At 35.0% G+C, this 25,796-nt stretch carries 30 protein-coding genes and 1 riboswitch; of the genes, 26 read left to right on the forward strand and 4 right to left on the reverse strand.

The window, feature by feature from the left end; all coding sequences use genetic code 11:
* The first annotated feature begins 21 nt into the window (after positions 1-21).
* The 7 genes from atpG to fabZ all read left to right on the forward strand — a co-directional run bounded on the left by atpG (position 22) and on the right by fabZ (position 5,249).
* Entirely contained in the window at positions 22-888 is an 867-nt protein-coding gene (gene atpG, locus ACMGE9_RS08085) for an ATP synthase F1 subunit gamma (protein WP_414042297.1), read from the forward strand.
* Between the two features lie 18 nt (positions 889-906).
* The gene (gene atpD, locus ACMGE9_RS08090) at positions 907-2,322 is read left to right on the forward strand and encodes a F0F1 ATP synthase subunit beta (RefSeq protein WP_414042298.1); all 1,416 of its coding nucleotides are present in this window, start codon (positions 907-909) and stop codon (positions 2,320-2,322) included.
* Between the two features lie 19 nt (positions 2,323-2,341).
* Entirely contained in the window at positions 2,342-2,743 is a 402-nt protein-coding gene (locus ACMGE9_RS08095; RefSeq protein WP_414042299.1) for a F0F1 ATP synthase subunit epsilon, read from the forward strand.
* 176 nt (positions 2,744-2,919) lie between these two features.
* On the forward strand, positions 2,920-3,141 hold the full coding sequence (locus ACMGE9_RS08100; RefSeq protein ID WP_414042300.1) for a DUF1146 family protein: 222 nt from the start codon (positions 2,920-2,922) through the stop codon (positions 3,139-3,141).
* 128 nt (positions 3,142-3,269) lie between these two features.
* On the forward strand, positions 3,270-4,553 hold the full coding sequence (gene murA, locus ACMGE9_RS08105) for a UDP-N-acetylglucosamine 1-carboxyvinyltransferase (RefSeq protein WP_414042301.1): 1,284 nt from the start codon (positions 3,270-3,272) through the stop codon (positions 4,551-4,553).
* Positions 4,554-4,587: 34 nt separating this feature from the next.
* Positions 4,588-4,812, forward strand: coding sequence for a DNA-directed RNA polymerase subunit beta (locus ACMGE9_RS08110; RefSeq protein ID WP_414042302.1), 225 nt, complete (start codon positions 4,588-4,590; stop codon positions 4,810-4,812).
* Entirely contained in the window at positions 4,812-5,249 is a 438-nt protein-coding gene (fabZ, locus tag ACMGE9_RS08115; RefSeq protein ID WP_414042303.1) for a 3-hydroxyacyl-ACP dehydratase FabZ, read from the forward strand. Before ACMGE9_RS08110 ends, fabZ begins: the two co-directional genes overlap by 1 nt.
* Before the next feature lie 94 nt (positions 5,250-5,343).
* Here fabZ and ACMGE9_RS08120 read toward each other — a convergent pair whose 3' ends face one another.
* Positions 5,344-5,778, reverse strand: a complete 435-nt coding sequence (locus ACMGE9_RS08120) for a YwpF family protein (protein WP_414042304.1) — start codon at positions 5,776-5,778, stop codon at positions 5,344-5,346.
* A gap of 206 nt (positions 5,779-5,984) precedes the next feature.
* On the opposite strand from ACMGE9_RS08120, the gene ACMGE9_RS08125 reads away from it, so the two are divergent.
* The 8 genes from ACMGE9_RS08125 to yidC all read left to right on the forward strand — a co-directional run bounded on the left by ACMGE9_RS08125 (position 5,985) and on the right by yidC (position 12,885).
* Positions 5,985-6,725, forward strand: coding sequence for a single-stranded DNA-binding protein (locus ACMGE9_RS08125; RefSeq protein WP_414042305.1), 741 nt, complete (start codon positions 5,985-5,987; stop codon positions 6,723-6,725).
* 241 nt (positions 6,726-6,966) lie between these two features.
* A complete protein-coding gene (locus tag ACMGE9_RS08130) occupies positions 6,967-7,842 on the forward strand; it encodes a LysM peptidoglycan-binding domain-containing protein (RefSeq protein WP_414042306.1) in 876 nt (291 codons plus the stop codon).
* 336 nt (positions 7,843-8,178) lie between these two features.
* Positions 8,179-8,745: a transglycosylase family protein gene (locus ACMGE9_RS08135; RefSeq protein WP_414042307.1), complete on the forward strand. Its 567-nt coding sequence runs from the start codon at positions 8,179-8,181 to the stop codon at positions 8,743-8,745.
* Between the two features lie 125 nt (positions 8,746-8,870).
* Positions 8,871-8,967: riboswitch (TPP riboswitch) on the forward strand.
* 89 nt (positions 8,968-9,056) lie between these two features.
* Positions 9,057-9,731 carry a thiaminase II gene (tenA, locus tag ACMGE9_RS08140; protein ID WP_414042308.1) on the forward strand — a complete coding sequence of 225 codons (675 nt, stop codon included), beginning with the start codon at positions 9,057-9,059 and terminating at the stop codon, positions 9,729-9,731.
* Between the two features lies 1 nt (position 9,732).
* Entirely contained in the window at positions 9,733-10,536 is an 804-nt protein-coding gene (gene thiD, locus ACMGE9_RS08145) for a bifunctional hydroxymethylpyrimidine kinase/phosphomethylpyrimidine kinase (RefSeq protein ID WP_414042309.1), read from the forward strand.
* Entirely contained in the window at positions 10,521-11,300 is a 780-nt protein-coding gene (gene thiM / locus ACMGE9_RS08150) for a hydroxyethylthiazole kinase (protein ID WP_414042310.1), read from the forward strand. Before thiD ends, thiM begins: the two co-directional genes overlap by 16 nt.
* 3 nt (positions 11,301-11,303) lie before the next feature.
* Positions 11,304-11,945: a thiamine phosphate synthase gene (gene thiE, locus ACMGE9_RS08155; RefSeq protein WP_414042311.1), complete on the forward strand. Its 642-nt coding sequence runs from the start codon at positions 11,304-11,306 to the stop codon at positions 11,943-11,945.
* A gap of 79 nt (positions 11,946-12,024) precedes the next feature.
* On the forward strand, positions 12,025-12,885 hold the full coding sequence (gene yidC, locus ACMGE9_RS08160) for a membrane protein insertase YidC (RefSeq protein WP_414042312.1): 861 nt from the start codon (positions 12,025-12,027) through the stop codon (positions 12,883-12,885).
* Between the two features lie 37 nt (positions 12,886-12,922).
* Here yidC and ACMGE9_RS08165 read toward each other — a convergent pair whose 3' ends face one another.
* Both ACMGE9_RS08165 and cls read right to left on the reverse strand, forming a co-directional pair.
* A complete protein-coding gene (locus ACMGE9_RS08165; RefSeq protein ID WP_414042313.1) occupies positions 12,923-13,552 on the reverse strand; it encodes an HD domain-containing protein in 630 nt (209 codons plus the stop codon).
* 24 nt (positions 13,553-13,576) lie between these two features.
* Positions 13,577-15,088: a cardiolipin synthase gene (gene cls, locus ACMGE9_RS08170; RefSeq protein WP_414044476.1), complete on the reverse strand. Its 1,512-nt coding sequence runs from the start codon at positions 15,086-15,088 to the stop codon at positions 13,577-13,579.
* Positions 15,089-15,258: 170 nt separating this feature from the next.
* Here cls and ACMGE9_RS08175 point away from each other — a divergent pair, with 170 nt between their 5' ends.
* Positions 15,259-15,393 (forward strand): Lmo0850 family protein, encoded by a 135-nt coding sequence (locus ACMGE9_RS08175; RefSeq protein WP_165958643.1) that lies wholly within the window; start codon positions 15,259-15,261, stop codon positions 15,391-15,393.
* Positions 15,394-15,534: 141 nt separating this feature from the next.
* On the opposite strand, the gene ACMGE9_RS08180 is transcribed toward ACMGE9_RS08175, so the two are convergent.
* The gene (locus ACMGE9_RS08180; RefSeq protein ID WP_414042314.1) at positions 15,535-16,746 is read right to left on the reverse strand and encodes an FtsW/RodA/SpoVE family cell cycle protein; all 1,212 of its coding nucleotides are present in this window, start codon (positions 16,744-16,746) and stop codon (positions 15,535-15,537) included.
* Positions 16,747-16,916: 170 nt separating this feature from the next.
* Here ACMGE9_RS08180 and ACMGE9_RS08185 point away from each other — a divergent pair, with 170 nt between their 5' ends.
* The 10 genes from ACMGE9_RS08185 to ACMGE9_RS08230 all read left to right on the forward strand — a co-directional run bounded on the left by ACMGE9_RS08185 (position 16,917) and on the right by ACMGE9_RS08230 (position 25,754).
* Complete coding sequence (locus ACMGE9_RS08185) at positions 16,917-17,987, forward strand: D-alanine--D-alanine ligase (protein WP_414042315.1); 1,071 nt, start codon at positions 16,917-16,919, stop codon at positions 17,985-17,987.
* 5 nt (positions 17,988-17,992) lie between these two features.
* Complete coding sequence (locus ACMGE9_RS08190) at positions 17,993-19,333, forward strand: UDP-N-acetylmuramoyl-tripeptide--D-alanyl-D-alanine ligase (protein WP_414042316.1); 1,341 nt, start codon at positions 17,993-17,995, stop codon at positions 19,331-19,333.
* Between the two features lie 267 nt (positions 19,334-19,600).
* Positions 19,601-21,127, forward strand: a complete 1,527-nt coding sequence (locus tag ACMGE9_RS08195; RefSeq protein WP_414042317.1) for a DEAD/DEAH box helicase — start codon at positions 19,601-19,603, stop codon at positions 21,125-21,127.
* An 86-nt stretch (positions 21,128-21,213) separates the two neighbouring features.
* Positions 21,214-21,693 carry a PH domain-containing protein gene (locus ACMGE9_RS08200; RefSeq protein ID WP_414042318.1) on the forward strand — a complete coding sequence of 160 codons (480 nt, stop codon included), beginning with the start codon at positions 21,214-21,216 and terminating at the stop codon, positions 21,691-21,693.
* Positions 21,680-23,176: a PH domain-containing protein gene (locus ACMGE9_RS08205; RefSeq protein ID WP_414042319.1), complete on the forward strand. Its 1,497-nt coding sequence runs from the start codon at positions 21,680-21,682 to the stop codon at positions 23,174-23,176. The genes ACMGE9_RS08200 and ACMGE9_RS08205 overlap by 14 nt, the downstream gene beginning before the upstream one ends.
* Positions 23,169-23,645, forward strand: coding sequence for a PH domain-containing protein (locus ACMGE9_RS08210; protein WP_414042320.1), 477 nt, complete (start codon positions 23,169-23,171; stop codon positions 23,643-23,645). The genes ACMGE9_RS08205 and ACMGE9_RS08210 overlap by 8 nt, the downstream gene beginning before the upstream one ends.
* Positions 23,642-23,980, forward strand: coding sequence for a holo-ACP synthase (acpS, locus tag ACMGE9_RS08215; protein WP_414042321.1), 339 nt, complete (start codon positions 23,642-23,644; stop codon positions 23,978-23,980). The genes ACMGE9_RS08210 and acpS overlap by 4 nt, the downstream gene beginning before the upstream one ends.
* 56 nt (positions 23,981-24,036) lie before the next feature.
* On the forward strand, positions 24,037-25,182 hold the full coding sequence (alr, locus tag ACMGE9_RS08220) for an alanine racemase (protein ID WP_414042322.1): 1,146 nt from the start codon (positions 24,037-24,039) through the stop codon (positions 25,180-25,182).
* 62 nt (positions 25,183-25,244) lie between these two features.
* Positions 25,245-25,391: a hypothetical protein gene (locus ACMGE9_RS08225; RefSeq protein WP_414042323.1), complete on the forward strand. Its 147-nt coding sequence runs from the start codon at positions 25,245-25,247 to the stop codon at positions 25,389-25,391.
* Entirely contained in the window at positions 25,392-25,754 is a 363-nt protein-coding gene (locus ACMGE9_RS08230) for a type II toxin-antitoxin system PemK/MazF family toxin (protein WP_414042324.1), read from the forward strand. It begins immediately after the preceding gene.
* Positions 25,755-25,796 lie beyond the last annotated feature (42 nt).

Here is a 25,796-nt window from a genome sequence, read left to right on the forward strand (position 1 = left end):
TAATCAGAAGGTGGTGACAAAATGGCTTCACTTAGAGACATAAAAGGCCGCATTAATTCGACTAAGAAAACAAGTCAAATTACGAAAGCAATGCACATGGTTTCGAACTCAAAATTACGCCGTGCTGAAGAAAATGCTAAAAGCTTCTATCCATATATGAATAAGATGCAAGAAGCAGTTATAGCAATCGGTGGAAATAGTTCAGATTCTAACCATCCAATGCTACAACAACGTCCTGTTAAGAAGACGGGTTACTTAGTAATCACTTGTGATAAAGGTCTTGCGGGTCCTTACAATGCGAACATTTTAAAAAGTGTAACAGCTAAAATTAAAGAACGTCATAATAATAATCCTGCTGAGTATGGTATTTTAGTTATTGGTCGTGTTGGACGTGACTTCTTACGTTCTCGTGACTATAATGTTGAAGGTGAAATTATTGGCCTTTCTGAACAACCAACATTCAAATCGATTAAAGAAATTAGCCAAAAAGCAGTTTCTCGATTTGAAACAGGTGAATATGATGAACTATATATGCATTTTAGTCATTTTATTAGTGTACTTGAGCAAGAAGTTCAAGAACGCAAAATTTTACCGATTTCTAAAGAGGAAGTATCTGGTGAATCTTCATTATCTAACTATGAATTCGATCCTGATCAAGATGCCATTTTAGAAGTTATTCTTCCACAATATGCGGAAAGTTTAATTTATGGTGCTATTTTAGATGGTAAAGCAAGTGAACATGCTTCACGTATGACTGCAATGAAAAATGCAACAGATAATGCAAAAGAATTAATCGATGATTTATCATTACAATATAACCGTGCGAGACAAGCAGCAATCACGCAACAAATTACTGAAATTGTTGGTGGAGCAGCCGCATTAGAATAACACTTAGGAGGAATAAACATGGCAGTAGGTCACGTAATCCAAGTTATGGGTCCTGTTATCGACGTTAAGTTCGAAAACGGTCAATTACCAGCATTAAACAATGCCTTAACTTTAGATATTAAACGTGAAGAAGGCAAAACGACGAAGTTAGCGTTAGAAGTTGCCCTTCATTTAGGTGACGATGCTGTACGTACAATCGCTATGAGTTCTACTGATGGCGTTCAACGTGGAGCAGAAGTATTTGATACTGGATCAGCAATCTCAGTACCAGTTGGAGACGTAACTTTAGGTCGCGTATTTAACGTATTAGGAGAAAAAATTGATTTAGGTGAAGAATTAGATGCAAGCGTACGTCGCGATCCAATTCACCGTTTAGCACCTAAATTTGAAGAATTATCTACGAAAGTTGAAATCTTAGAAACAGGTATTAAAGTAGTAGACTTATTAGCTCCTTACATCAAAGGTGGTAAAATCGGTTTATTCGGTGGTGCCGGTGTAGGTAAAACTGTATTAATCCAAGAATTAATCAATAATATCGCGCAAGAGCACGGTGGTATTTCAGTATTCGCAGGTGTTGGTGAAAGAACACGTGAAGGAAATGACTTATTCCACGAAATGAGTGACTCAGGCGTTATCAAGAAAACAGCGATGGTATTCGGACAAATGAACGAGCCACCTGGTGCACGTATGCGTGTTGCCTTATCTGGTTTAACAATGGCTGAATACTTCCGTGATGAACAAGGTCAAGACGTACTTTTATTCATCGACAATATTTTCCGTTTCACGCAAGCAGGTTCAGAGGTTTCGGCATTACTTGGTCGTATGCCATCTGCCGTTGGTTACCAACCAACACTTGCTACTGAAATGGGTCAATTACAAGAGCGTATTACTTCAACTAACGTTGGATCAGTAACATCTATCCAAGCGGTATTCGTACCTGCCGATGACTATACTGACCCGGCGCCAGCAACAGCTTTCGCTCACTTAGATGCAACAACAAACTTAGAGCGTAAATTAACGGAAATGGGTATTTATCCAGCCGTTGATCCTTTAGCGTCTACATCACGTGCGTTAACGCCTGCAGTTGTAGGGGAAGAGCATTATGAAGTAGCTCGTCGCGTTCAAGCAACTTTACAAAAATATCGTGAGTTACAAGATATCATCGCTATCCTAGGTATGGATGAATTATCTGATGACGATAAAAAGACTGTTAACCGTGCACGTCGTATTCAGTTCTTCTTATCTCAAAACTTCCACGTAGCTGAACAGTTTACAGGTCAAAAAGGTTCTTACGTACCAGTTGAACAAACTGTACAAGACTTTAAAGCTATCTTAGATGGTAAATATGACCACATCCCTGAAGATGCATTCCGTTTAGTTGGTGGCATTGAAGCAGTGTTAGAACAAGCTAAAGGCATGGGTGTAGAAGTTTAATTACTAGGAGGATGGAACTATGAAGAAAATCGCATTAGATATCGTCACTCCTAACGGTTCAGTTTACTCAGAGAATGAAGCTGAGTTAGTTGTTTTACAAACTGAATCAGGTGAATTAGGTGTGATGGCAGGTCATATTCCTACAGTCGCACCACTTAAAATTGGGGCCGTACGTATTACACGTTCTAGTAATGATAAAGACCATGTTGCAGTAACTGAGGGATTTGCAGAAATTCGTCCTGAAAAGGTTACAGTACTTGTTCAATCTGCTGAACAAGCAGACGAAATAGACATTGAAAGAGCAAAAGCTTCTTTACTTCGTGCTGAAGAGCGCATTAAATCTGAAAATGTTGATTTCCATCGTGCTGAACGTGCATTACATCGTGCAATGAACCGATTAGAAGTTGCAAAATATCGATAAAAGGCCGTTTCAGAAATAGAGGCTGTAAAACAAGCGTTAAGCAGCCAAGTAATAACCGGACAACACTTATTAAATCACTGAGTGATTATAAAGTGCTTGTTCGGTTATTGTTGTAATGGCAGCTTATATATCATCATTTATGCAAATTAGTGGATACTTTTAGTTGAGGTGGAATCATGAACATATATTCAATCACATATATCTTTTTATATATTGCGATTACAGCAGTTAGCTTTAATAGTTTACAGTCACTTAGAATGGATCATTGGTTTAAAGCAAATAAAACGCGAGATATTCAAATATTGCTTATTTTCTTTAGTATGGCGTTAAGCTATTTAGTGACGAACTTAATAGTAGAATTAATTAAACAGATGAATAGTATATTGATACTTTTTTAAGAGTAAACTAAGAAAAACACTAAATATTACAGAATATTTATACTTTTGCATTCTGGAAGTTTTTATTAACTATAGCATGGGTATTTATTATAGAATAGATGTATAGCTATGTTAATTTGGAGGTAGAGATGGATACGATTATAGTAAAAGGTGGCGCTAAATTAAATGGCCATGTTAAAGTTGAAGGTGCAAAAAATGCAGTGTTACCGATAATTACAGCAGCGATATTAGCTTCTAAAGGCAAAAGTACATTCACAAATGTACCTAACTTATCAGATGTAGATACAATTTCAGCCGTTTTAGAAGGCTTAAATGCGAAAGTGTATAAGAAAATAGAAGTTAATACAGTTGAAGTAGATGCAAGTGGAGAATTATTAACGCATGCGGCTTATGAATATGTGAGCAAAATGCGGGCGAGTGTATTAGTATTAGGACCACTTTTAGCGCGCTATGGTTCAGCTGAAGTGGCAATGCCTGGAGGGTGTGCAATTGGATCACGTCCAATTGAACAACATTTAAAAGGATTACGTGCACTTGGAGCGGAAATTACACAAACGAATGGTTATTTAATTGGTAAAGTAAATGGTCGTCTGAAAGGTGCGCAGATTTATTTTGATTTCCCTAGTGTTGGCGCCACACAAAATATTATGATGGCAGCATCTCTTGCAGAGGGTAAGACAATTATTGATAATGTTGCGAGAGAACCTGAAATTGTAGACCTAGCGAATTATTTAAATAAAATGGGTGCTGACGTACAGGGTGCAGGAACTGACCGTATTGTGATTCATGGGGTGTCTGAATTAACTGGTGCTGCGCATGATATTGTTCCAGATAGAATTGTTGCAGGGACATTTTTAGTAGCGGCAGCTTTAACACAAGGTGATGTATATGTTGAAGGTGCGATTTATGAACATATGCAGGCGCTAATTGCTAAATTAGAAGAAGCAGGATGTACTATTGATGTAGATCATTCAGGCATTCGTATTCGTGCGGATAAACCATTAAGAGAAATTAACGTTAAGACATTACCACATCCAGGATTTCCAACAGATATGCAAGCTCAAATGATGGCATTAATGCTAGTGTTACCGAAAGAGAGTACGATGCATGAAACTGTTTTTGAGAATCGCTTTATGCATGTCGCTGAATTTGCTAAAATGAATGCAAAGATCACTGTAGATAAACGTATCGCACGTGTGTCCCAAAGTAAACTACAAGGTGCAGAAGTAAAAGCAACAGATTTACGTTCAGCAGCTGCCCTTATATTAGCGGGTCTAGTCGCAGAAGGTTATACGAAAGTTACTGAACTGTATCATTTAGATAGAGGTTATGTTGATTTCCATCAAAAGTTAAGAAGTTTAGGTGCAGAAATTGAACGTACTGGTGATTTGAAAGAATCCCTGGAAGTATAGTTATACGAGTGATCTAGCCGAAGAGGTGATTGAGATGAGAGAACGCAAGTTACACAGTAAAGTGAGCGTTATTAACGGTACAGAAGTGATACATAGACGTATACCGATTTTGGTGACAGTATGTTTAGTTATTTTGTTGATGATTATCTTATTTGTGATTGGAATGATGATTGGGTATAGCATACTTCATTCTCCAATGGATATATTTAAGCCATCAACATGGACACATATATTAAAACTAACTGGGAGTGACTCTTGATGGAAACGATATTAACTTTTGACGAAATAAAAAAAATAATTCCTCATCGCTATCCATTTTTATTAATTGATAGGATTGTTGAATTAGAAGATGGGAAAAAATGCACTGGCATAAAGCAAGTGAGTGGCAACGAGCCATTTTTCCAAGGACACTTTCCTGAGTATGCTGTTATGCCTGGCGTTTTAATTGTTGAAGCATTGGCGCAAGTGGGTGCAGTAGCAATGCTTAAGTTAGAACAGAATCAAGGTAAGCTTGCGATGTTTACTGGGATTGATAAATGTAGATTTAAGAAGCAGGTGACACCGGGTGATACATTAGTGTTAGAAGTTGAGATGACACGTGTTAAAGGTCCATTAGGTAAAGGTGTTGCTAAAGCGACCGTAAATGGTGAAATCGCATGTAGTTGTGAGATAAGCTTTGCGATATTGGACAAATAAATGAGAGTAAACAAAGACGAAGGAATGAACAATATTCCTTCGTCTTTTATTGTATGAATTTTTCGCATACCTTAAAAAGATATCACTATAGAAATTATTCTTCTGTCTCATCTTTTAACTTTGGTTTAGATTGCATCATACGATTGAATGCGATAATCAGCTCTTGACCACTTAATCCATCTGCTACAAGTTGCTCTAATAATTTCTCAGCATAGACTTGTCGCAATGTATAAATATGACATTCAATGATTACAGATATTTTATCTTCTAATTGAACAATTTTCTTAATCGTTGATTCGAACAAAGCGGGATCATTGGATGCACGCGTAATCACTATACGTGTATCTAATATTGTTTCGTCATCAAAGTATTGCTGCATCTTTTCTTTATGGATATCATCAATTACGATTTCTAGTAACCATCCGGTACCACTATTTTCTTTATTAATTATTACACCATCGTGTAACGCATACTCCGTAACCGATTCATTTTCTACAATTTGAAATCTCACAGCTTTGAACGTTTTCATGTATATCCCTCCATCCTCTATTATAAATTATTGATTATTATTTTCAAATTATAAAATAAAGTTAATTTCGACGGAATTGGTGCAAAAATTTATATAATTTGTTTCAAAATTCAATTTCGACGTTATTTTCTTTGCTAAATTTGAATTTTTGCATTTTTGCAACAATTATTTTTTGTTATATATTGCTATTGAAAGGAGGTGACATATTGATAAACAAAGTCATTTTGGCTGGTAGAATATCAAGTGATATTGATTTAAAGTCTATTTCAGAGAATTTACAAATCAGTTCTTTCTTTATAGCTGTTGATCGTGGCAAGAAAAAAGATGCAAAGGAAAGTACAGTTGATTTCTTGAGATGCAAAGCTTTCAATCGTACAGCAGTCAATATACATTCTTATTGTAAAAAAGGATCTTTAATTTGCATTACAGGGCAAATCCACAATAATCGTTACGAAAAAGATGGAGAAAAGAGATATTCTACAGAAATCATTATCGAGAGCATTAAATTTCTTCCGTATATCGGAGGTAATAATAAACAAAAATCTCCAGATGATAAGTGGGATGAATTTTCTTATGAAGAAAAGCTTATGGTTATTAATGATTACAATGAAAGAAAGAAAGGGAAACAAAATAGCAAGAATGAGGCTGAACCGGCTCAGCAAATTGAACCTATTGTTTCCAAGGAAGAACAAACTTCTGAACCAACACTATATAATCAACGATGGTCGGCTGAATTAAATAAAGAAGAAGAAAAAGTGTCAGCCGAATATAAAGAAAAAGCCGAAGAAATTATTCAGGAATTTACTGGTGAATCATCAATCAAACGCACAGATGATGCTCAAGAAAAGGATGCAAACAATAGTATAGAAAAAAGTGAATCAACTAATGTATCAGTTGACAACAGCAAAACTGATGAAGAGATAACAGATAAGAGCATGCCGTTTTAGGTAGTACGACTTCATTACTCACACAACTCACATCCCATCCCATCCCATTACACCTCCCTATAAAGGCTGTTTGTCACTCGTGCCGGAGTGATAAACGGCTTTTTGTAGTTATTTGAGATATTTCTGTAATATATATGTAATTTAAGGAAGTTACTTAACATGTTACTGTAACCAAAGAAATATTAAATCGTGATAAAGTGGTTATATTGATAAAAGAGATAAATCGGAGGAATAATATATAATGAAAAAATTAGCAACAATAACTACGATGGCAATTTTAGCTACAAGCGTAGTAACAACTCAAGTAGATGCAAAGGAACATACGGTAGGAAATGGTGAGTCATTATGGACCATCGCAGATAAATATGATACTACAATCCAAAAAATTAAAAAAATTAACAAATTAGAATCTAACTTAATCGTTCCGGATCAAAAATTAGAAGTTTTAGTTAATGGAAAATACGAAGTTAAAGATGGCGATACTTTAAGTAAAATCGCTCATAAAGTTGACATTAAAGTTTGGCAACTAAAAAAATGGAATAAAATCAAATCTTCTAAAGAATTAAAAGAAGGTCAATTATTAATCGTTGAGAAGAAAGTAAAAAATAACACAGTAAAAGTTGCACCAGTTTCAAAATCAGTAGCTGCACCAGTTACAGCGCCAAAAGCTGATACAACTGAAACGCCAGTACAAGCTCCAGTTGCTAAGACAACATCAACTGAGACGCCTGCTGAAGCACCAGTACAAGCAGCGTCACAATCACAACCGGTACAACAGAAAGCGCCAGTGCAACAAGTAGCACCGAAAGCACAACCTGTTCAACAAGCACCTGTTCAACAAGCTGCTCCAAAAGCAGCTGTTAAACAAACGGCTGCACCAGCTGGTAACTCATCAGTAGACGCTCATTTACGTGTGATTATGCAACGTGAATCAGGTGGGAACCCTAATGCAGTTAATCCTGCAGGATATTATGGATTATTCCAATTCTCACCGCAAACTTGGGCTGCAGTAGGAGGAACGGGCAACCCTGCTCAAGCATCTGAAGCAGAACAATGGAAACGTGCACGTATGTTATACACACAACACGGTGCGGGTCATTGGACAACGGCATACTAATTACAAATTTTCTAGCAGAACAGACTTGTTCTGCTTTTCTTATTTGATTTAATAAAAAATGAATATGTTTAATTAGTGTGACAATCGGTAATTAATTTTATCTAACGTTTTTACAGAAATATCACAATGAAAAATAACACTATTTGGTAAGGTAAGTGACAAATAAAGTTGAATTGTAACGGGGATGTAATAAAAAGCATTTTCTTTTATTTAACTGTAACCTATGAAATATTTATATCTGCTATAGTTATTAAGTAAGAAGAACACTCAAACATTCGTAACTAAATTCTTTATATATACTAAAAAACTAAAATATTTCCTGGGGGAACAATTAAAATGAAAAAAATCTTAAGTGTAACAGCAGCAATTGCAGTATCAGCTACAATGGCAGTTTCAACAGCAGACGCAGCATCTTACAGAGTAAAATCTGGTGACTCTTTATGGAGTATTGCTAATAAATATGGTACATCAATTTCAGCAATAAGATCAGCTAATGGATTAGGTTCTAACTTAATTCATCCTAACCAAGTGTTAAAAATTAATGGTAAAAAAAGTAGTGTTGTTTACAAAAATACTTCTTATAAAAAATCAACTTATAAAGCACCAGTAACTAAAACTGTTTATACATCACCAAGAACTTCGGTTAAAACAACAAAAACGACTTACATCAATCGTGGATTAAATTGGGGAGCATTAGCACAATGTGAATCGGGGAATAATCCATCTATTAACACAGGTAACGGTTTCTATGGTATGTATCAATTTGATTTACAAACATGGCGTGGTGTTGGTGGATATGGATATCCTCACCAAGCTTCAGCAGCTGAACAAACAAAGCGTGCTCAAATTCTTTATAATCAACGTGGTGCTCAACCATGGCCAGTTTGTGGATTAAGATTATAATTTTCGAAAGATATCAAATCAAAATTAGATTATTGAACTTGTGAAGACTAGCAAATTTGTTGCTAGTCTTTTTTAATGTGCTTGATTTCATTAATTGCATAAGTTAGACTGAATATAATTACATATATTACTACTAGGGGTGCCAACAGGCTGAGATGACATTGTCAAACCCTTTTACCTGATCTAGATAATACTAGCGTAGGAAAGTAGTTAAGTTCCTTTATTGAGTCTTAGTCTTTTTTAATATTGGTATTTAGCCCATTTCCTAATCGGAAATGGGCTTTTTTAATAAAATTTAGGAGGCGTATGGAATGTTAACAATAAAATTAAAAGAAGAGGTTGAACCGATTATTGAGTCAATATATAACGATTCATTTATTCAAGGAATGGTGAGGGGAGATTTAAGTAAAGAAGCGGTGGTGCATTACTTGAAAGCTGACCATCTTTATCTAAACGAATTCGCTAAAATTTATAGTTTATTAATACCTAAGTTAAATGATAAAGAAGGTATTAAATTTCTTTTAAATCAAATTGATTTCGTTATGAATGGAGAAGTTGCTGCACATTATACATTAGCAGATTACGCTCAAGTTGATTACAAAACGATTATCAAAGAAGGTGAGTGGTATCCAACGAGTGACCATTACATTAAACATATGTATTTTAATGCATATCGTTATAGTGATGCTGCATTCACGATATGTGCGATGGCACCTTGTCCATATGTTTATCAGCAAGTTGCTTTAAAAATGAAAGAACGTCATGATTTCACTGGAAATCCATTTGAGGATTGGGTTAATTTTTATGCGCAAGAAATGGCACCTTTAATCGCTCACTTAGATCGTTGGGTAGATGAATTTGCTGAACAAGCAAGCGAAGTTGAACGAGAAATATTAACGAGAAACTTTAAAGAGAGCTGTACGCATGAAAAACGATTCTTTAATATGGCGTATACACAAGAAACTTGGGAAAGTGTGGTGCAATAATATGAAAACAGCTTTATCAATTGCTGGAACTGATCCAACTGGCGGTGCAGGTACAACCGTTGACTTAAAAGTCTTTCAATCTAGAGGTGTGTATGGAATGAGTGTGGTGACTAGTATCGTTGCCCAAAACACACTTGGTGTACAAGAAGTATTTAATCAACCAGTAGAAGTAATCGCATCGCAACTTGAAAGTGTATATAGTGATATCGTACCAGATGCTGTAAAAACAGGAATGCTCGCCACCAGTGAAGTGATGGATGTTATTCGTCCTTATATCGAGAAGCATGACATTCCGTACGTCATCGATCCAGTCATGGTTGCCAAAAGTGGTGACGCCTTACTAGATGAAAAAGGTAGAAGCGCTGTACGCACGAAATTGTTAGATGTGGCATCCGTGGTGACACCTAATATACCTGAACTTGAAGAAATTGTTCAAATGAAAATTGAAACGTTAGAAGATATTAAACGTGCAGGTAAAATATTTATTAATGAAATTGGTTCTGAAAGTGTATTAATCAAAGGAGGACATTTAAAAGGTGATGCTACAGATTATTTATTTACTCGAGATGAATTTGTTGTCCTAAAGGGTGAACGTTATGACACGAAACATACACATGGAACAGGATGTACTTATTCAGCAGTAATTACATCTGAGCTTGCAAAAGGAAAATCAATTGTCGATGCAGTGCAACTAGCAAACCGTTACATGGATGTGGCGATTAAATACACACCAGAATTAGGTCATGGACAAGGTCCAGTGAATCACTTTAAATATCAGGAGGTGCAACCATGCTTGAACAATTAAGAAAAGATAACCCATTAATTATTTGTATTACAAATGACATTGTAAAAAACTTTACAGCAAATGGTTTACTCGCACTTGGAGCAAGTCCCGCGATGGCAACTGAGAAATTAGAAATGAAGGAGTTTTTGACACATGCGGGTGCTCTGCTTATTAATATTGGTTCAATTGAGGAAGAAAAAATCGATAATATGATGACTGCTGCACAATTTGCAAATGAATTAGATGTGCCTATCATACTAGATCCTGTTGCGTGTGGTGCTTCTAAGTTTCGTAAAGATTTTTGTTTAAAGTTATTAGAAGAAAATGAGATTGCGGTTATTCGTGGCAATGCATCAGAGCTTCAGTCTTTAGTGGGTGAAGCAAACATGAAAGGGACAGATGCAGATACGAGTCTTTCAACTGAAAGTGTGGCACGTAATGCATATGAAAGGTTCAACTGTGCCATTGTGGTAACAGGTGAGGTTGACGCAATTTGTGTGGATGGGAAAATTAATCTGGTTGAAAACGGTACAGCATTACTTACAAAAGTTACCGGTGGTGGATGTTTATTAGGAGCAGTAATAGCAAGTTTCATATATAATGAATCTAAACCAACGTTAGAACTATTAACAGAAGCGATGACGACATATACAGTAGCGTCAGAGCTCGCTGAAAAGGGTCCTAACGGTACTTTGCCGGGACATTTTGCTGTAAATTTAATAGATCAATTGTACTTAATACAGGAAAGTGATGTTGCAAAGAATAGACTTGTGAAAGAAGTGTAGCGAATGTTTAAGAGAGAATTATTGCGCGTATATTTTATTGCAGGTAGCCAAGATACAAAAGATGGCGACTTAGTAAGCGTGTTACAAGAAGCGCTGGATGCAGGAATTACATTGTATCAATTCAGAGAAAAGGGACCGAGTGCCAAGTCAGGTGAGGCAAAGGAAACTTTAGCACGACAATTATTTGAAATGTGTAAAGCGAAGAACGTACCTTTTATTGTTAATGATGATATCGAACTTGCGAAAAAGATAAATGCAGATGGAATTCATTTAGGTCAGAATGATGAAAAGATTGAGAACATTATTCATGACTTTGAAGGTAAAATTATCGGATTATCTGTTGGTAACTTCGATGAATATGATCAATCGGACTTAACACATGTAGACTATATTGGCGTTGGCCCAGTGTATGAAACGAGTAGTAAAAGTGATGCTAAGAAACCTGGGGGTATTGAATTAATTCGTAAAATGCGATTGTATGATGAAGATATTCCAATTGTTGCAATCGGTGGGATAACAAGTGCGAACTGTGAAATGATTATTGATTCAGGAGCAGATGGTATATCAACAATATCTTCTATTACGCAAAGTGACAATATCAAGCAGGTTGTATCAGATTATTTAAAATACTATACAGATAAATAAAAATATATGGTTTTTGTTTATGATTATCAATTTTTGTGATAAAATAACCTCTATGTGAATAATACTATGAGGTGAAAGAATGAAGAAAAAGGCAATATGGCCGTTAATCATTGCAATTGCATTATTTTTATCAGGCTGTGACTATTCAAAAGAAAAGAATCGTACTGGATTTTTCTATGATACATTTGTACATCCATTAGACCAATTGATTCATTGGTTGGGTGCTAACATGGGACATAACTACGGACTTGCAATCATTGCAATTACATTAATCGTACGTTTAGCATTATTCCCATTTATGATGCGTACGTACAAGAACCAATATGTCATGAAAGAGAAAATGGCTTTAATTAAGCCCCAAATGACTGAAATTCAAGAACGTGTGAAACGTGCACGTACTCAAGAAGAAAAAATGGAAGCCAATCAAGAAATGATGGCTTTATACAAAGAGAATGGTATTAATCCATTAAACATGGGATGTTTACCATTATTAATTCAATTACCAATCGTTACTGGATTATTCTATGTATTAAAATATCCAACTGAAGGCGGAATCACACAATATCCAGACTTTTTATGGTTTAACTTAACAAAGACAGATATTGCAATGACTGTAATAGCAGGTATTGTTTATGCATTACAAGCCTATGTTTCAATGCAAAACATCCCAGATGAACAAAAAGCGCAAATGCGAATGATGATGTTTATTTCACCAATTATGATCGTTTGGATGTCTGCAATTTCACCAGCTGCTTTACCCTTATACTGGGCTGTCGGTGGTATTTTCTTAGTATTCCAAACATGGTTAGGAAATAAGTTCTACAAAAAGAAAGTACATGAAGAAATTGCACCGTTAGTTGCCGCACATGAACAAAACGAAGCGGAAAATAAGCCGAAAAATGTTCAAGTAGTATCATCTAAAAAGAAAAAGAAGAAATAATATATTAAATCCAAAGACAATTGTCTTTGGATTTTTTTTATTGCCATTCTTTTTTAAACTGCTCAATAAAGGTTTTCATATACTCGTTTCTTTCTTGTGCGATTGCTATCGCTGTTTTTGTATTCATTAAATCAATGAGTTTAAATAGCTTCTCATAAAAATGATTAATCGCTGTACTCGGTGTTCGATAATCGCTTAAGTCTTTTCTCACTGCAATATTTGGATCATACATGGCTTCACCAAATTTACCAGCAAACATAAATGTTCGTGCAATACCGATTGCACCTAATGCATCTAATCTATCAGCATCTTGGACGACTTTTCCTTCTAATGATTTTAATTTTCCCGCATTTTGTCCACCTTTAAAGCTCATATACTTTAAAATATGATTAATCGCTTCTTGTTGTTTTTGTGGTAGATGTATGGAATGATAAAAGTCATTTAAACGTGCCCATGCAATTGTTTCGTCGAATAATTTATCATCAACTGTGTCATGTAATAATGCTGACATTTCTACGATGAATAAGTCTGCATTTTCTTTTTCTGCGATTTCAAGTGCCATTTTTCGTACACGTGCAATGTGAGCAAAATCATGCCCACTTGACTCACCTTGATGTATTTCTTTCACAAACTTTTCGGTCATTTGAATAATGTCTTCGTTTTTCATATGAATTCTCCTAACACAACATGTTTATAGTATGGGTGACAATAGCCGCGCAATGGCTTCTTTAATTCTAATCAATATGACACGTTGGTCGTAAATTTCTTGTGTTAGCTGGCTTGATACTTTAACATCATCTTCAAAGGTCTTTCGTAGCCTATATGCAACGTCATGGTCATAAATGAAGGCATTCACCTCAAAATTTAATTCAAAGCTTCTAAAGTCCATATTGGCAGTTCCTACACTGGCCACTTCATCATCAATGACCATCATCTTCGTATGAATAAAGCCATTTTCGTAAATGAAAATATTGCAACCTGCTTCTATCAATTCACCAACGTTTGAATAGGTGGCCCAATAAACAAACGGATGATCGGGTTTATTGGGAATCATAATGTTGACTTCAACACCAGTCAAAGCCGCAATTTTCAACGCATCAAGTAATGATGTGTCTGGTATGAAGTAGGGTGATTGAATAAATATTGATTCTTTCGCTGATGTTATCATTTTTAAGTAACCAAATTTAATATGTTGCTCACTTGAGTCGGGACCACTTGAGGAAATTTGAATACCGATTTCTCCTTTACTATCGACGTCAGGAAAATATTTCTTGTCATAATGCATAAAGTTACGTGTAGATTGCGAATTCCAATCCATCATAAAGCGGAGTTGCAATGCATTGACAGAATCACCTTCCACACGTAAATGTGTGTCACGCCAATAACCAAATCGTTTATCTAAACCTAAATATTCGTCGCCAACATTAAAGCCACCAATATAACCAATCTTACCGTCAATAACGACAATCTTGCGGTGATTTCGGTTGTTCATTCTAAAATTGATGAGTGGGAAATGAGATGGAAAGAAAGCCTCCACCTGACCGCCAAGTTTACGGAATTCCTTGAAACGAGAAAGTGATAGCGTACGTGAGCCAATGTCATCATATAACATTTTCACTTCGACACCTTCTTTAAGTTTACACATTAATGCATTGATGATTTCTTGACCAATTCCATCTCGCTTGAAGATATAATATTGAATATGAATATGATCTGTCGCATTATTGATATCGTGAATTAATGCATCGAATTTCTTACGGCCATCAGTTAGAATTTCTACAGCGTTATCCGTAGTTAAAAATGATGAATAGTTATTTAAATTCATACGGATTATATCTTTGTGCTTCATTATTTCTTTTGAATGCACCATTAAATCATCTTCGTCAATTGCATGTATTTGTTCATGTACAATTTGTTGTAGACCTGATTTATCTTCATCATCAAGCTTAAATATGCTCGAATGTTTGATTTGACGTCCAAATAATAAATATAATATGAAACCTATAATAGGTAAGAAAAATAAGACGAGTAACCAAGCCCACGTAGAACCTGCTTGTCTGCGTTCTAAAAAAATAACAACAAAGGCTAAAAATATATTAAAAACAAACCCGACAAAAAATAGGATTGAGAAAAGCTGAGAATAATCGATATTAGAGAAAAATGACAAAAAGCAGCCCTCCTTTAGATAAGCTTTATTATACATGAAAATACGCGCAAATTCTTTCAGCATATATTAAAATGCATCGAGGCTAAAATATTTACAAAGATAATAATCGTTCACAAAATCTTTACATAAATAAGTCCATGGACCTATAGCTATAAAGTGAAATTTCGGGTACACTAGTATTAACAAATTGATTAGGAGTGATCAAAATGAAACAATCTCAAGAGAAAATGAAAAATGTAGTCACTCTGCTTTCTTCACTTGGTGTTAATATTTCAAAAACTAAATCACGACTTGAAGTTATGCGTACGTTACCACATGTAGCACCCGCAAAATTAAAATAATATACATATGGAGGACATTCTTTAGGTGAGTGTCTTTTTTTATTGAGAAAAATATAATGAAATCTTTAATAACACCTCAGTTATAGGTAATTCGATTCAAAAAAAAACTCACTAAATCGCTTATGGATTTAGTGAGTTTTTTTATTTTACTGATTTATACTTCTTAATCTGCTCTGCATCTGAATGGTAAAAAATTGCTAATGCTACACCGATACCACACATCAATGCCCACAATGCACTACCACCATAACTTATGAATGGTAATGGTATACCTGTAATCGGAACAACTTGAATAGTCATACCAATGTTTTGGAAGACATGGAAGATAATCATACTGATTAAACCGATTAAAAATATTGATGAGAATTGATTGTTTGATACTTGTGCCATACGAATTAAATGAGTAAACAATGCTAAGAATAGGACAAGTACGACAACGGTTCCGATAAATCCAAATTCTTCTCCGATAACTGAGAAAATAAAGTCTGTATGGTTTTCTGGGATGTATACTTCTCCACCTTTAAATCCTTTACCAAATAATCCACCTGACCCAATTGCTTTAAGTGACTCCATTAAGTGAAATCCTTCTCCATCACTATATTGAGCTGGGTTTAACCAAGAATTAATACGTCCCAATTGGTACGTTTTGATGCCTAATACTTTATCGATTAATTCTGGTTTATAAATAATTGCTAGAATTAATGATGCGCCAAGTGTTGATAATCCAATTAAGAACGGTGCTAATATTCTCCAAGTGACGCCTGAGACAATCGTAATACCCAGTATAATTGCGAGTAAGACAAGCGTTGTCCCTAAGTCATTTTGCAATAGGATTAGAATCATTGGGATTATTGCTGTTAAAGCAATTTTCATGAGTAAGATGATATCTGTTTGAAAAGATTTATAATACGTAAAACGGTTATGATCATGGACTACTTTGCTTAATGTTAAGATTAATATAATCTTCATAAATTCTGAAGGTTGTAAACTTAATCGTCCAAAGAACACATACCAACTTTTCGCACCATTAATAGTCGGTGTTAAAGATGATTCTGGTAGAATGAGTAGACCGAGTAATGCTAAATTTCCTAAGAAATAAAGTGAGAACACCCATTTTTTAATAAACTTAGGCATAATTAGCATAATACTAAATGCAAGAATAAATCCTAGTATATAATAGAATATTTGTCGCTGTGCAAAGTTTGTACCGTATTGTTGTCCATCCATTGCTGATGTTATCACGGTTAAACTAATGGTGAAAAAGCATAATATAAGAATAATCAGCCACCAATCGATTTTTTCAATCCATGGGCGTTTATATTTTATACGTGACGAACTACTTGATTGGGCCATGGTCAAACTCCTAATCTTAAATAAATTATAGTCATTATTATACATAATTTTACTCGAACATTATAGGAATAAATATTTATTTTATGAATGTAACACTACTTTCAATAAAAATGTGCATATCGACATATATCGTGATAGTATAATTATATTAATATTCTGGAGGAATTGAAATGACTAAACAAAATATATGTATCGTCTATGGTGGTAAAAGTGCTGAGCACGAAGTTTCTATTTTAACGGCACAGTCAGTAATTAATGCAATGGACAAAGAAAACTACGCTGTAGATACAATTTATATTACAAACGAAGGTGAGTGGATTAAAGGTCCAGCAATCACTGAACATATTGAAGATAGCGAATCATTACGATTAACGACAACAGATGATGCATCAATCATGCATTTATTAACTCAATCTACTGAAGGAAAAGTGTATGATGCCATTTTCCCTTTGCTTCACGGTCCGAATGGTGAAGATGGAACGATTCAAGGCCTGTTTGAAGTGTTAGACTTACCATATGTTGGTAACGGCGTATTAGCTGCTGCAAGCTCTATGGATAAGTTAGTGATGAAGCAGTTGTTTGCAAACCGTGGTTTACCGCAATTACCGTATGTGAGTTTCTTGCGTAGTGAATATGAAACATATAAACATAATATCTTAGAATTAGTCAGCAACAAATTAGAGTATCCAGTTTTCGTAAAACCAGCAAACTTAGGATCTTCAGTAGGTATTTCTAAATGTACTAACCGTGAAGAGTTAATTCAAGGCATTGAAGAAGCGTTACAATTTGATCGTAAACTTGTCGTTGAACAAGGCGTTGTCGCGCGTGAAATTGAAGTAGCAGTATTAGGAAATGATACACCTAAAACGACTTTACCTGGGGAAGTTGTTAAGGATGTTGATTTTTATGATTACAAGTCTAAATATAAAGATGGGAAAGTACAATTGGAAATTCCTGCAGATATTCCTTCTGAAATTCAAGAAACGATGCGTAATATGGCAGTTGAAGCATTTAAAGCAACAGATTGTTCATGTTTAGTACGTGCAGACTTTTTCTTAACTGAGGACAATACTATTTATATTAACGAAACAAATGCTATGCCAGGCTTCACACAATTTAGTATGTATCCACTATTGTGGGAAAATATGGGTGTGAGTTACAGTGAATTGATTACTGAGTTAATCAACTTAGCGAAAGAACGTTATGCAGACAAGAAAAAAATCAAATATAAAATGGACTGATTATAATGATTAAAAGAAGCTTACAATGGATAGCAGATAAAGCGAATGGTGAAGTAGTAACTGAATATAAAGATGTAATAATTAAAGGTGTATCAATCGATTCGCGTCAGGTAAACGAAGGTGTGTTGTTTATTCCTTTTAAAGGTGAAAATGTTGACGGTCATAAATATGTTGCACAAGCTCTAGATAGTGGTGCAAGTGCTGCTCTATGGCAAAGTGGCGTTCAGGATATGCCGAAAGGGTTACCGATAGTTGTCGTTGAAGATACATTATTAGCGTTACAAGCAATTGGGAAAGCTTATTTAGAAGAAGTGAATCCAAAGGTAATTGCAATTACAGGAAGTAATGGTAAGACTTCTACGAAAGATATGGTTGAAGCAGTGCTTGCGCCGAATTTTAAAGTTAAGAAGACGCAAGGGAATTATAATAATGAAATAGGATTACCAATCACTTTATGTCAACTTGATGAAGATACTGAAATTTCCATCTTAGAGATGGGGATGTCAGGTTTTGGTGAAATTGAGTTTTTATCAAACTTAACAACACCAGACATTGCTGCAATTACTAATATTGGTGAAAGTCATATGCGTGATTTAGGTTCACGTGGTGGAATTGCCAAAGCGAAATTTGAAATCATTAAAGGATTAAATGGTCCATTATTCTATGATGGAGACGAACCTTTATTAAATGAATTAGTGGCAAGCGCAACAGGAGAATTTAAGAAAATCGGTTTTAATGTAGATAATGACTTTTATATTAATGATTTACAAGCTTCTGAGAAAAGTATTGCTTTTAAAGTTGGAGAGGCACAGTTTAGTGTACCGACTTTAGGTGCGCACAATGCACGAAATGCGACAATTGCAATTGGGATTGGCCGTTTACTTGGCTTAAGTGATGAAGAAATTAATGAGAATATAAACCAATTACATTTAACAAATATGAGAATGGAGCAAATTGTCGGACAGAATAAAGCACGTTTAATTAACGATGCATACAACGCAAGTCCAACAAGTATGCGTGCGGCCATAGATACATTGTCAATTATGGATGTACCAAAGAAAATTATCGTTTTCAGTGATGTATTAGAGCTTGGAGCGGATTCTAAAGCTTACCATGAATCAGTTGGTGCATATTTTGAAGGAAAAATGATTGATCATCTTTTTACTGTGGGTGATGAAGCGGCATATATTCATAGAGCGGCTGAGCCGTTTACGGATGCAATGCATTTCGAATCAAAAGAAACATTAGAGGCTGAACTTGTGAAATATTTAAATCCAGATACTGTAGTGTTATTTAAAGCAAGCCGTGGAATGGCACTTGAAACGATTATTAATCATTTAATATAGAGGAAGTTAAGCCTTTTTTAAGTAGAATTAAAATAAATAAAAAATATTTATATGTAAAGTAAAATGAATGACTGTATAGCTTGCAGTCATTTTTTTTTGCCTTTTGAACTTGTATTTACAATTGTATTGATTGTAAAAATATACGATAGGTGCTAAGATAGAGAAGTTGAATAAGCGAGTGAGTGAAATATTACTCTAGCTAAAAGGACAAGTCGAATGCGCACACTATAGAGGCGTAATTTAAGAAAGATAAAAGGAGAAATAATATTGCAAAAATTTAGAGACCTAGGTATCAGCGAACCTACCATAAATGCGCTGGAGAAATTGGGATTTACAGAACCTACACCGATTCAAACGGATAGTATCCCTCATACGATGGCAGGCCGTGACGTATTAGGCCAAGCGCAAACTGGTACTGGTAAGACTGGTGCTTTTGGAATACCTTTAATTGAGAAAGTTAAAGGCCAAGAGGGGATCAAAAGTTTAATTCTTGCTCCTACACGTGAATTAGCTGTCCAAGTTGCTGAACAATTAAAAGCATTTAGCCGTGGACAAGGTATTCAAGTAGCGACTGTATTCGGTGGAATGCCGATTGACCGTCAAATTAGAGAATTAAAAAAGAAACCCCAAATCGTGGTTGGGACGCCTGGTCGTGTAATCGATCACTTAAACCGTCGTACGTTAAAAACTGAAGACATCAATACTTTAATCTTAGATGAAGCTGATGAAATGATGAACATGGGATTCATCGATGATATGCGTTTTATTATGGATAAATTACCGAAAGAACAACGTCAAACAATGTTATTCTCAGCAACGATGCCGAGAGCAATTCAAGAATTAGTTCAAAAGTTCATGAAAGATCCTATCATTGTTAAGACAATGACTAACGTTGATTCAAATCCTGATATCGATGAGCATTACACAATCGTTAAAGAATTAGAGAAGTTTGATACTTTCACTAATTTCCTAGATGTACATCAACCTGAACTTGCAATTGTATTCGGACGTACTAAACGTCGTGTTGATGAATTAACAAGTGCGTTAATCTCAAGAGGATACCGTGCAGAAGGTTTACACGGAGACATCACACAAGCGAAACGTTTAGAAGTATTAAAGAAATTTAAAAACGACCAAATTGATATCCTTGTTGCTACAGACGTTGCTGCACGTGGATTAGATATTTCTGGCGTATCTCATGTTTATAACTTCGATATCCCTCAAGATGTTGAAAGTTATACACACCGTATCGGTCGTACAGGACGAGCGGGTAAACATGGTATGGCGATTTCATTTGTTAATCCAGTTGAAATGGATTACATTCGTCAAATCGAAAAATCTAAAAACCGTACAATGACTGCTTTACGCCCACCAACACCAGGTGAAGTAATGCAAGCACGTGAATTAGACGTTAAGACTAAAGTCAATGGATGGGTTGAAAAAGAAACTGAAGCTCGTATTGAGTCAATCGCTCAAGAATTAATTAATGAACATGGTGATGTGAAATTAGTAGCGTCATTATTACAAGAATTAATTAAATCAAACAATGACGTTGATGTTCAATTAACATTTGAAAAGCCACTTGGCCGTAAAGGTAGTGGTGGTAAATCATACGGACGTGGACGCGGCGGAAATGGCGGAGGACGCTCAGGTGGCGGATCTCGTAGCCGTTCTAAAGATGGCGGTAAAGATAATCGTCGTAAATCGTTCGACCGTGGTGGTAAACCAGGTGCTCCTTCTAAAGGTGGCAAAAAGCCATTCAAAGCAAGAACATTTGCAGACCATAAAAAATAGATTACTATTTAAAACACCCTAAACTTATCGATAGATGAGACTGGGGTGTTTTTTTGTTATAATTTACATAAATGGAGGCGATTCTTTTGTATTTTGATACGTTATCACATGCTCAGCCATCAAACACCCCAAAATATAGACGGGTGAAATGGTGCATCTACACAGTACTTACTTTATTACTCTGCACTAGCTTATACTATGGTATCAATCACTTTTTCGATTGGGAGTATTCATACGCAGTCTTTTTACTCATGCTCTTACCACTTTACACGCTGATTCTCGGTATTTTCTTAAGCTTTAAATATACACGCTATGAATTGAATCAATCGACTTTAGAGATAAGTAGTGGTGCATATTTTATGGGAAGAAAGATTGTGCCACTTGATTTAATGCAATCTGTAAAGATTGAACAAGGGTTTGTTATGAAGAAATTTAATCTTGCAGTTGTTACGGTATACACGCGTGGTGATATGGTAGTCTTGCCTTATATGACGAAGGATGAAGCAGAGAGAGTCGCTACACGTATTATTGATAGAATTAAGGAGATTCACTATGGACACAACTAAAAAGTCACTGCATTATTCAACATATTTATCAAATCTTTTGAAGTCCATAAAAAGTAATATATTCCCGATTGGTTTAGGATTATTCTTCATTATTAAAGATGGTTTCACAAAAGAAGCTTTACTCGATAATGGGTTCGCGTTAGTTATCTTATTATTTACAATCTTGAGTGCAATATTTAGTATGATTGAAGCAAAGATTACAAAGTATTGGATTGAAGATGATAAGCTGATGTTACAAAAAGGGGTTATCAGTCGTACAGTTAAAGAAATTTATATCGGTAAAATTCAGACGATAGATACTTCAGCAGGTATTGCCAATCAGTTACTTGGTGGTGTCATCATGCATGTCAAAACAGCAGGTGACGGGATTGAACTCAATAGTATTGGTAAAAATGATGCAAAAGTTTTAAGTGATTATTTGAATCAACGTAAATATCAATTGACTCAAAATATGCCACTTGAAATTATTGAAGAGGATGTAGATGTTGAACCCATATACGAAGAAAAAACTTATGAAACGATTTATCAATTATCATTTAAAGATTTAATCATGATGAGTTCAACGAGTGCATCAATGTTTACTGTTTTGGCGGTTGTATTTGCAGCCTATAGTCAAGTTGATGAAATTTTTAATTTAGATAAATACTTGGATCAAATATCATCTTTTGTTGGTGAAAGTTATGTCATGATTGCGATTGTAATGATTGTTGCATTATTCTTTAGTTACCTCATAGGTATCTTTATTACTGCACTTAAATATTATCAATATACTGTGCGTTTTGATGGTGAACTTTTAAATATTAAATACGGTTTGTTCGAACGAAAAAATAAATACATCGTCGCAAAAAATATTCAAAAAGTGACTGAAAGACAAAGTTACTTAAGAAAGATGATTCATAAAACTTCTTTTTCGGTAACGACAACGAGTGAAATGAAAGGTTCTGAAGATAGTATTTTAGGAGATGAGGAAGTATTACCTTTCATAAATCGTAATGAAGCATATCGTATCATTCAATCGCTCGTACCAGATTATAATTTCGTAGAGGTCAATCGCGTCATCCCTAAACGTAGTATTCGAAGATATTTTCAAATTTCATGGGTTGTCTTTATCATCATAGGTGCGCTCGTTCAGTATTATTGGTTTGATAAAGCATGGCTATTTGTCATATTATTAATGATTTTGACGTTTGTCACAGCTTTAATAAAATATAAAAATTCAGGTTATATTATTGTTGATGACCAGATTAACATTCGAAATGGTGGTGCACTCACAATGGAGACATCTTTCATTAAAGAAGATAATATTATAGGGCTAGATGTAACGACAACTCCTTTTATGAATCGTGCTGATTTAAGAAGTGTTCACTTAGATATTTCATCGGGCTCCAACAGTGCGCGCTGTAATTTAGATTATGTTGAATTAGAGGACGCATCACGTATTTATGACTGGTTCTTAATAAAGGAGCGTCGTCAATATGAATAAAATGCATAAAGATAGTATCAAATTAATGAAGATTGGTGCGTGTTTAACCGCAAGTATTTTTATCATTGTGCTCGCTGTATTATGGTTTGTTAAGTTTAAGGAATGGATTCCAGTGCATCCATATGTATTTTGGGGGATTGGTGTTGTAGGTCTCATTATTTTTATTTTAGATTTTTTCATTTTTCCAAAGTTGACGTATAATACGTCACTTTTTGAACTTGGAGAAGAAGAGATAACGACGATGAACGGTATATTGAATAAGGAGAAGTTGATTGTCCCGTATGTTACCATTCAAAACGTAGAAACAGAACAAGGGCCAATTATGAAAAGATTTAAAATAAAATCATTAAAAGTGATAACAGCTGAAAACGATATAGAGATTGACTATGTTCATGAAAGTGAAGCAGAAAGATTAAAGACATTAATCAATCAAAAGATGAGAGCAAAAGAGAAAAAGGAGAAGTCATGATTAAGGGAATAGGTACGGATATTATAGAAATTGAACGTGTTCGTAAAACGTTAGAAAATCCCAAAATGATTACTCGTATTTTACATCCAAAGGAAATCGAGCGCTTTGATTCATTTAAGAGTGAGAAGCGACGTGTTGAGTTTTTCGCTGGTCGTTTTTGTGTTAAAGAGGCATATAGTAAAGCTTTGGGTACGGGTATTGGGGAAACTCGTTTCAATGAAATTTGTTGTATGAACGACCATAAAGGTAAGCCATTTATTGAAGGAGTAAATGCTCATGTTAGCATCGCACATTCAGAAACCGTTGCAACTGCTTACGTTGTAATAGAGGAATAATGGATTATTCCTAAAAGTATGATAAAATTTTAGTATTATAGTGCGAGGTGAATGGAATGAGTGACAGGATATATAGACCAAGTTACGTCAATGTTGATTTAGATGCGATAAATGATAATTTCAAAGCTGTAGGTAGGCTACATCCGAATAAAACTGTAATCGCTGTTGTAAAAGCAAATGGTTATGGATTAGGTGCTGTACAAATAGCAACACATTTATATAATCAAGGAACTGAATTTTTCGCAGTAGCTACGCTTGATGAAGCGATTGAACTTCGTATGCATGGAATTAAAGCAAAGATTTTAGTATTAGGGATTATTGAACCGAAAGATATTCATAAAGCGAGTCAGCACCGATTAGCTTTGACTGTTCCAGGTATTGCTTGGTTACAAGAAGCAATTGAATTTTTAGAAGATGACGATAAACCTTTTTGGATTCATCTTAAGCTTGATACGGGTATGGGAAGAATCGGTATGCGTGATTCAGCAGAATATCAACAAGTAATTGAAGAAATACAACAACAAGATAAGATGATTTTTGAAGGAGTATACACTCATTTCAGTTGTGCAGATGAGGAAAATAATAGTGCTGAAATTGCGTACAATAAGTTTATAGAAATCGTTAATACAAGTGAAAAGCCACCTTTTATTCATTGTCAGAACAGCGCGGCAGCACTTAGATTTGATGCATCAGCTTGTACGGCCATACGCCTTGGGATTAGTTTATATGGATATTATCCGTCTGAATTTATAAAAAATATTTCTAAGTTACAATTAAAACCCGCAATGCAACTCGTATCAACCGTTAACTTCATTAAGGATGTGAAAGTTGGTGATACGGTAAGTTACGGAGAAACATATGTTGCGCAAGCAGATGAAACAATTGCCACTTTCCCATTGGGATATGCAGATGGTTTAAATCGTAAGTTACAAGGTTATCAAATTAACCTAGCTGGCACAGATGTAGAAATTGTTGGTCGCATTTGTATGGATCAATTTTTAGCGCGTGTTCCTGAAGGTACTGAAGTAGGAACTCAAGCAATTATTATTGATCATTATTTAGAGAGTAACCAATCAATTGAACGTGTTGCCAATCAATTAGACACTATTAATTACGAAGTACTTACAAGTCTAAGCCGAAGATTACCGAAATGTTATATTACCGGTGATGATATTGACAAATATAATGAATTATTAAAATAAAATTGGTATCAACTGAACATTTTTGATAAAATTATAGTAATCGTGTAACTGGAGGAAAGCATATGAGTAAAATTCTAGAACAACAGTTAATTGAAGGCTATCAATCTATGGCTGAAATTAATTTATTAATTGCTTCTGAGCATTATTTATTAGAGTGTGAAGTTTATGACAATGCTGATCAAATAGGCACGCAAGCCGAAGGTGAATAAATGAAACGTGGCGATGTTTATTTAGCTGATTTGTCACCTGTTAAAGGTTCAGAACAAGGCGGTAAACGACCTGTTGTTATCATACAAAACGATATTGGAAATAAATATAGTCCGACAGTTATTGTAGCGGCAATTACTGCTAAAATTAATAAATCGAAGATCCCAACACACGTAGAGATTGGTAAAACTAATCATCATCTAGATAAAGATTCTGTGATTTTATTAGAACAAATAAGAACAATTGATAAAAATCGACTTATTGAAAAACTAACGTACCTTCCTAAAGAAAAGATGGAAGAAGTAGATGTAGCACTTGCGATTAGTCTTGATTTATCAATTAATGACTCGGAGACTTTAGGTTAACGCTTGTTACCTTAAGGTCTCTTTTAAGGTTAAATAGGGAGG

This window comes from Macrococcus animalis (assembly GCF_047425875.1).
GTDB classification, from domain to species: Bacteria; Bacillota; Bacilli; order Staphylococcales; family Staphylococcaceae; genus Macrococcoides; species Macrococcoides animalis.

Excerpts from the sequence above, each read along its gene's own strand:
- atpG (WP_414042297.1), top strand. The coding sequence starts at position 22 with ATGGCTTCACTTAGAGACATAAAAGGCCGCATTAATTCGACTAAGAAA.
- atpD (WP_414042298.1), top strand. The coding sequence starts at position 907 with ATGGCAGTAGGTCACGTAATCCAAGTTATGGGTCCTGTTATCGACGTT.
- ACMGE9_RS08095 (WP_414042299.1), top strand. The coding sequence starts at position 2,342 with ATGAAGAAAATCGCATTAGATATCGTCACTCCTAACGGTTCAGTTTAC.
- ACMGE9_RS08100 (WP_414042300.1), top strand. The coding sequence starts at position 2,920 with ATGAACATATATTCAATCACATATATCTTTTTATATATTGCGATTACA.
- murA (WP_414042301.1), top strand. The coding sequence starts at position 3,270 with ATGGATACGATTATAGTAAAAGGTGGCGCTAAATTAAATGGCCATGTT.
- ACMGE9_RS08110 (WP_414042302.1), top strand. The coding sequence starts at position 4,588 with ATGAGAGAACGCAAGTTACACAGTAAAGTGAGCGTTATTAACGGTACA.
- fabZ (WP_414042303.1), top strand. The coding sequence starts at position 4,812 with ATGGAAACGATATTAACTTTTGACGAAATAAAAAAAATAATTCCTCAT.
- ACMGE9_RS08120 (WP_414042304.1), bottom strand. The coding sequence starts at position 5,778 with ATGAAAACGTTCAAAGCTGTGAGATTTCAAATTGTAGAAAATGAATCG.
- ACMGE9_RS08130 (WP_414042306.1), top strand. The coding sequence starts at position 6,967 with ATGAAAAAATTAGCAACAATAACTACGATGGCAATTTTAGCTACAAGC.
- ACMGE9_RS08135 (WP_414042307.1), top strand. The coding sequence starts at position 8,179 with ATGAAAAAAATCTTAAGTGTAACAGCAGCAATTGCAGTATCAGCTACA.
- tenA (WP_414042308.1), top strand. The coding sequence starts at position 9,057 with ATGTTAACAATAAAATTAAAAGAAGAGGTTGAACCGATTATTGAGTCA.
- thiD (WP_414042309.1), top strand. The coding sequence starts at position 9,733 with ATGAAAACAGCTTTATCAATTGCTGGAACTGATCCAACTGGCGGTGCA.
- thiM (WP_414042310.1), top strand. The coding sequence starts at position 10,521 with ATGCTTGAACAATTAAGAAAAGATAACCCATTAATTATTTGTATTACA.
- thiE (WP_414042311.1), top strand. The coding sequence starts at position 11,304 with ATGTTTAAGAGAGAATTATTGCGCGTATATTTTATTGCAGGTAGCCAA.
- yidC (WP_414042312.1), top strand. The coding sequence starts at position 12,025 with ATGAAGAAAAAGGCAATATGGCCGTTAATCATTGCAATTGCATTATTT.
- ACMGE9_RS08165 (WP_414042313.1), bottom strand. The coding sequence starts at position 13,552 with ATGAAAAACGAAGACATTATTCAAATGACCGAAAAGTTTGTGAAAGAA.
- cls (WP_414044476.1), bottom strand. The coding sequence starts at position 15,088 with ATGTATAATAAAGCTTATCTAAAGGAGGGCTGCTTTTTGTCATTTTTC.
- ACMGE9_RS08175 (WP_165958643.1), top strand. The coding sequence starts at position 15,259 with ATGAAACAATCTCAAGAGAAAATGAAAAATGTAGTCACTCTGCTTTCT.
- ACMGE9_RS08180 (WP_414042314.1), bottom strand. The coding sequence starts at position 16,746 with ATGGCCCAATCAAGTAGTTCGTCACGTATAAAATATAAACGCCCATGG.
- ACMGE9_RS08185 (WP_414042315.1), top strand. The coding sequence starts at position 16,917 with ATGACTAAACAAAATATATGTATCGTCTATGGTGGTAAAAGTGCTGAG.
- ACMGE9_RS08190 (WP_414042316.1), top strand. The coding sequence starts at position 17,993 with ATGATTAAAAGAAGCTTACAATGGATAGCAGATAAAGCGAATGGTGAA.
- ACMGE9_RS08205 (WP_414042319.1), top strand. The coding sequence starts at position 21,680 with ATGGACACAACTAAAAAGTCACTGCATTATTCAACATATTTATCAAAT.
- ACMGE9_RS08210 (WP_414042320.1), top strand. The coding sequence starts at position 23,169 with ATGAATAAAATGCATAAAGATAGTATCAAATTAATGAAGATTGGTGCG.
- acpS (WP_414042321.1), top strand. The coding sequence starts at position 23,642 with ATGATTAAGGGAATAGGTACGGATATTATAGAAATTGAACGTGTTCGT.
- alr (WP_414042322.1), top strand. The coding sequence starts at position 24,037 with ATGAGTGACAGGATATATAGACCAAGTTACGTCAATGTTGATTTAGAT.
- ACMGE9_RS08225 (WP_414042323.1), top strand. The coding sequence starts at position 25,245 with ATGAGTAAAATTCTAGAACAACAGTTAATTGAAGGCTATCAATCTATG.
- ACMGE9_RS08230 (WP_414042324.1), top strand. The coding sequence starts at position 25,392 with ATGAAACGTGGCGATGTTTATTTAGCTGATTTGTCACCTGTTAAAGGT.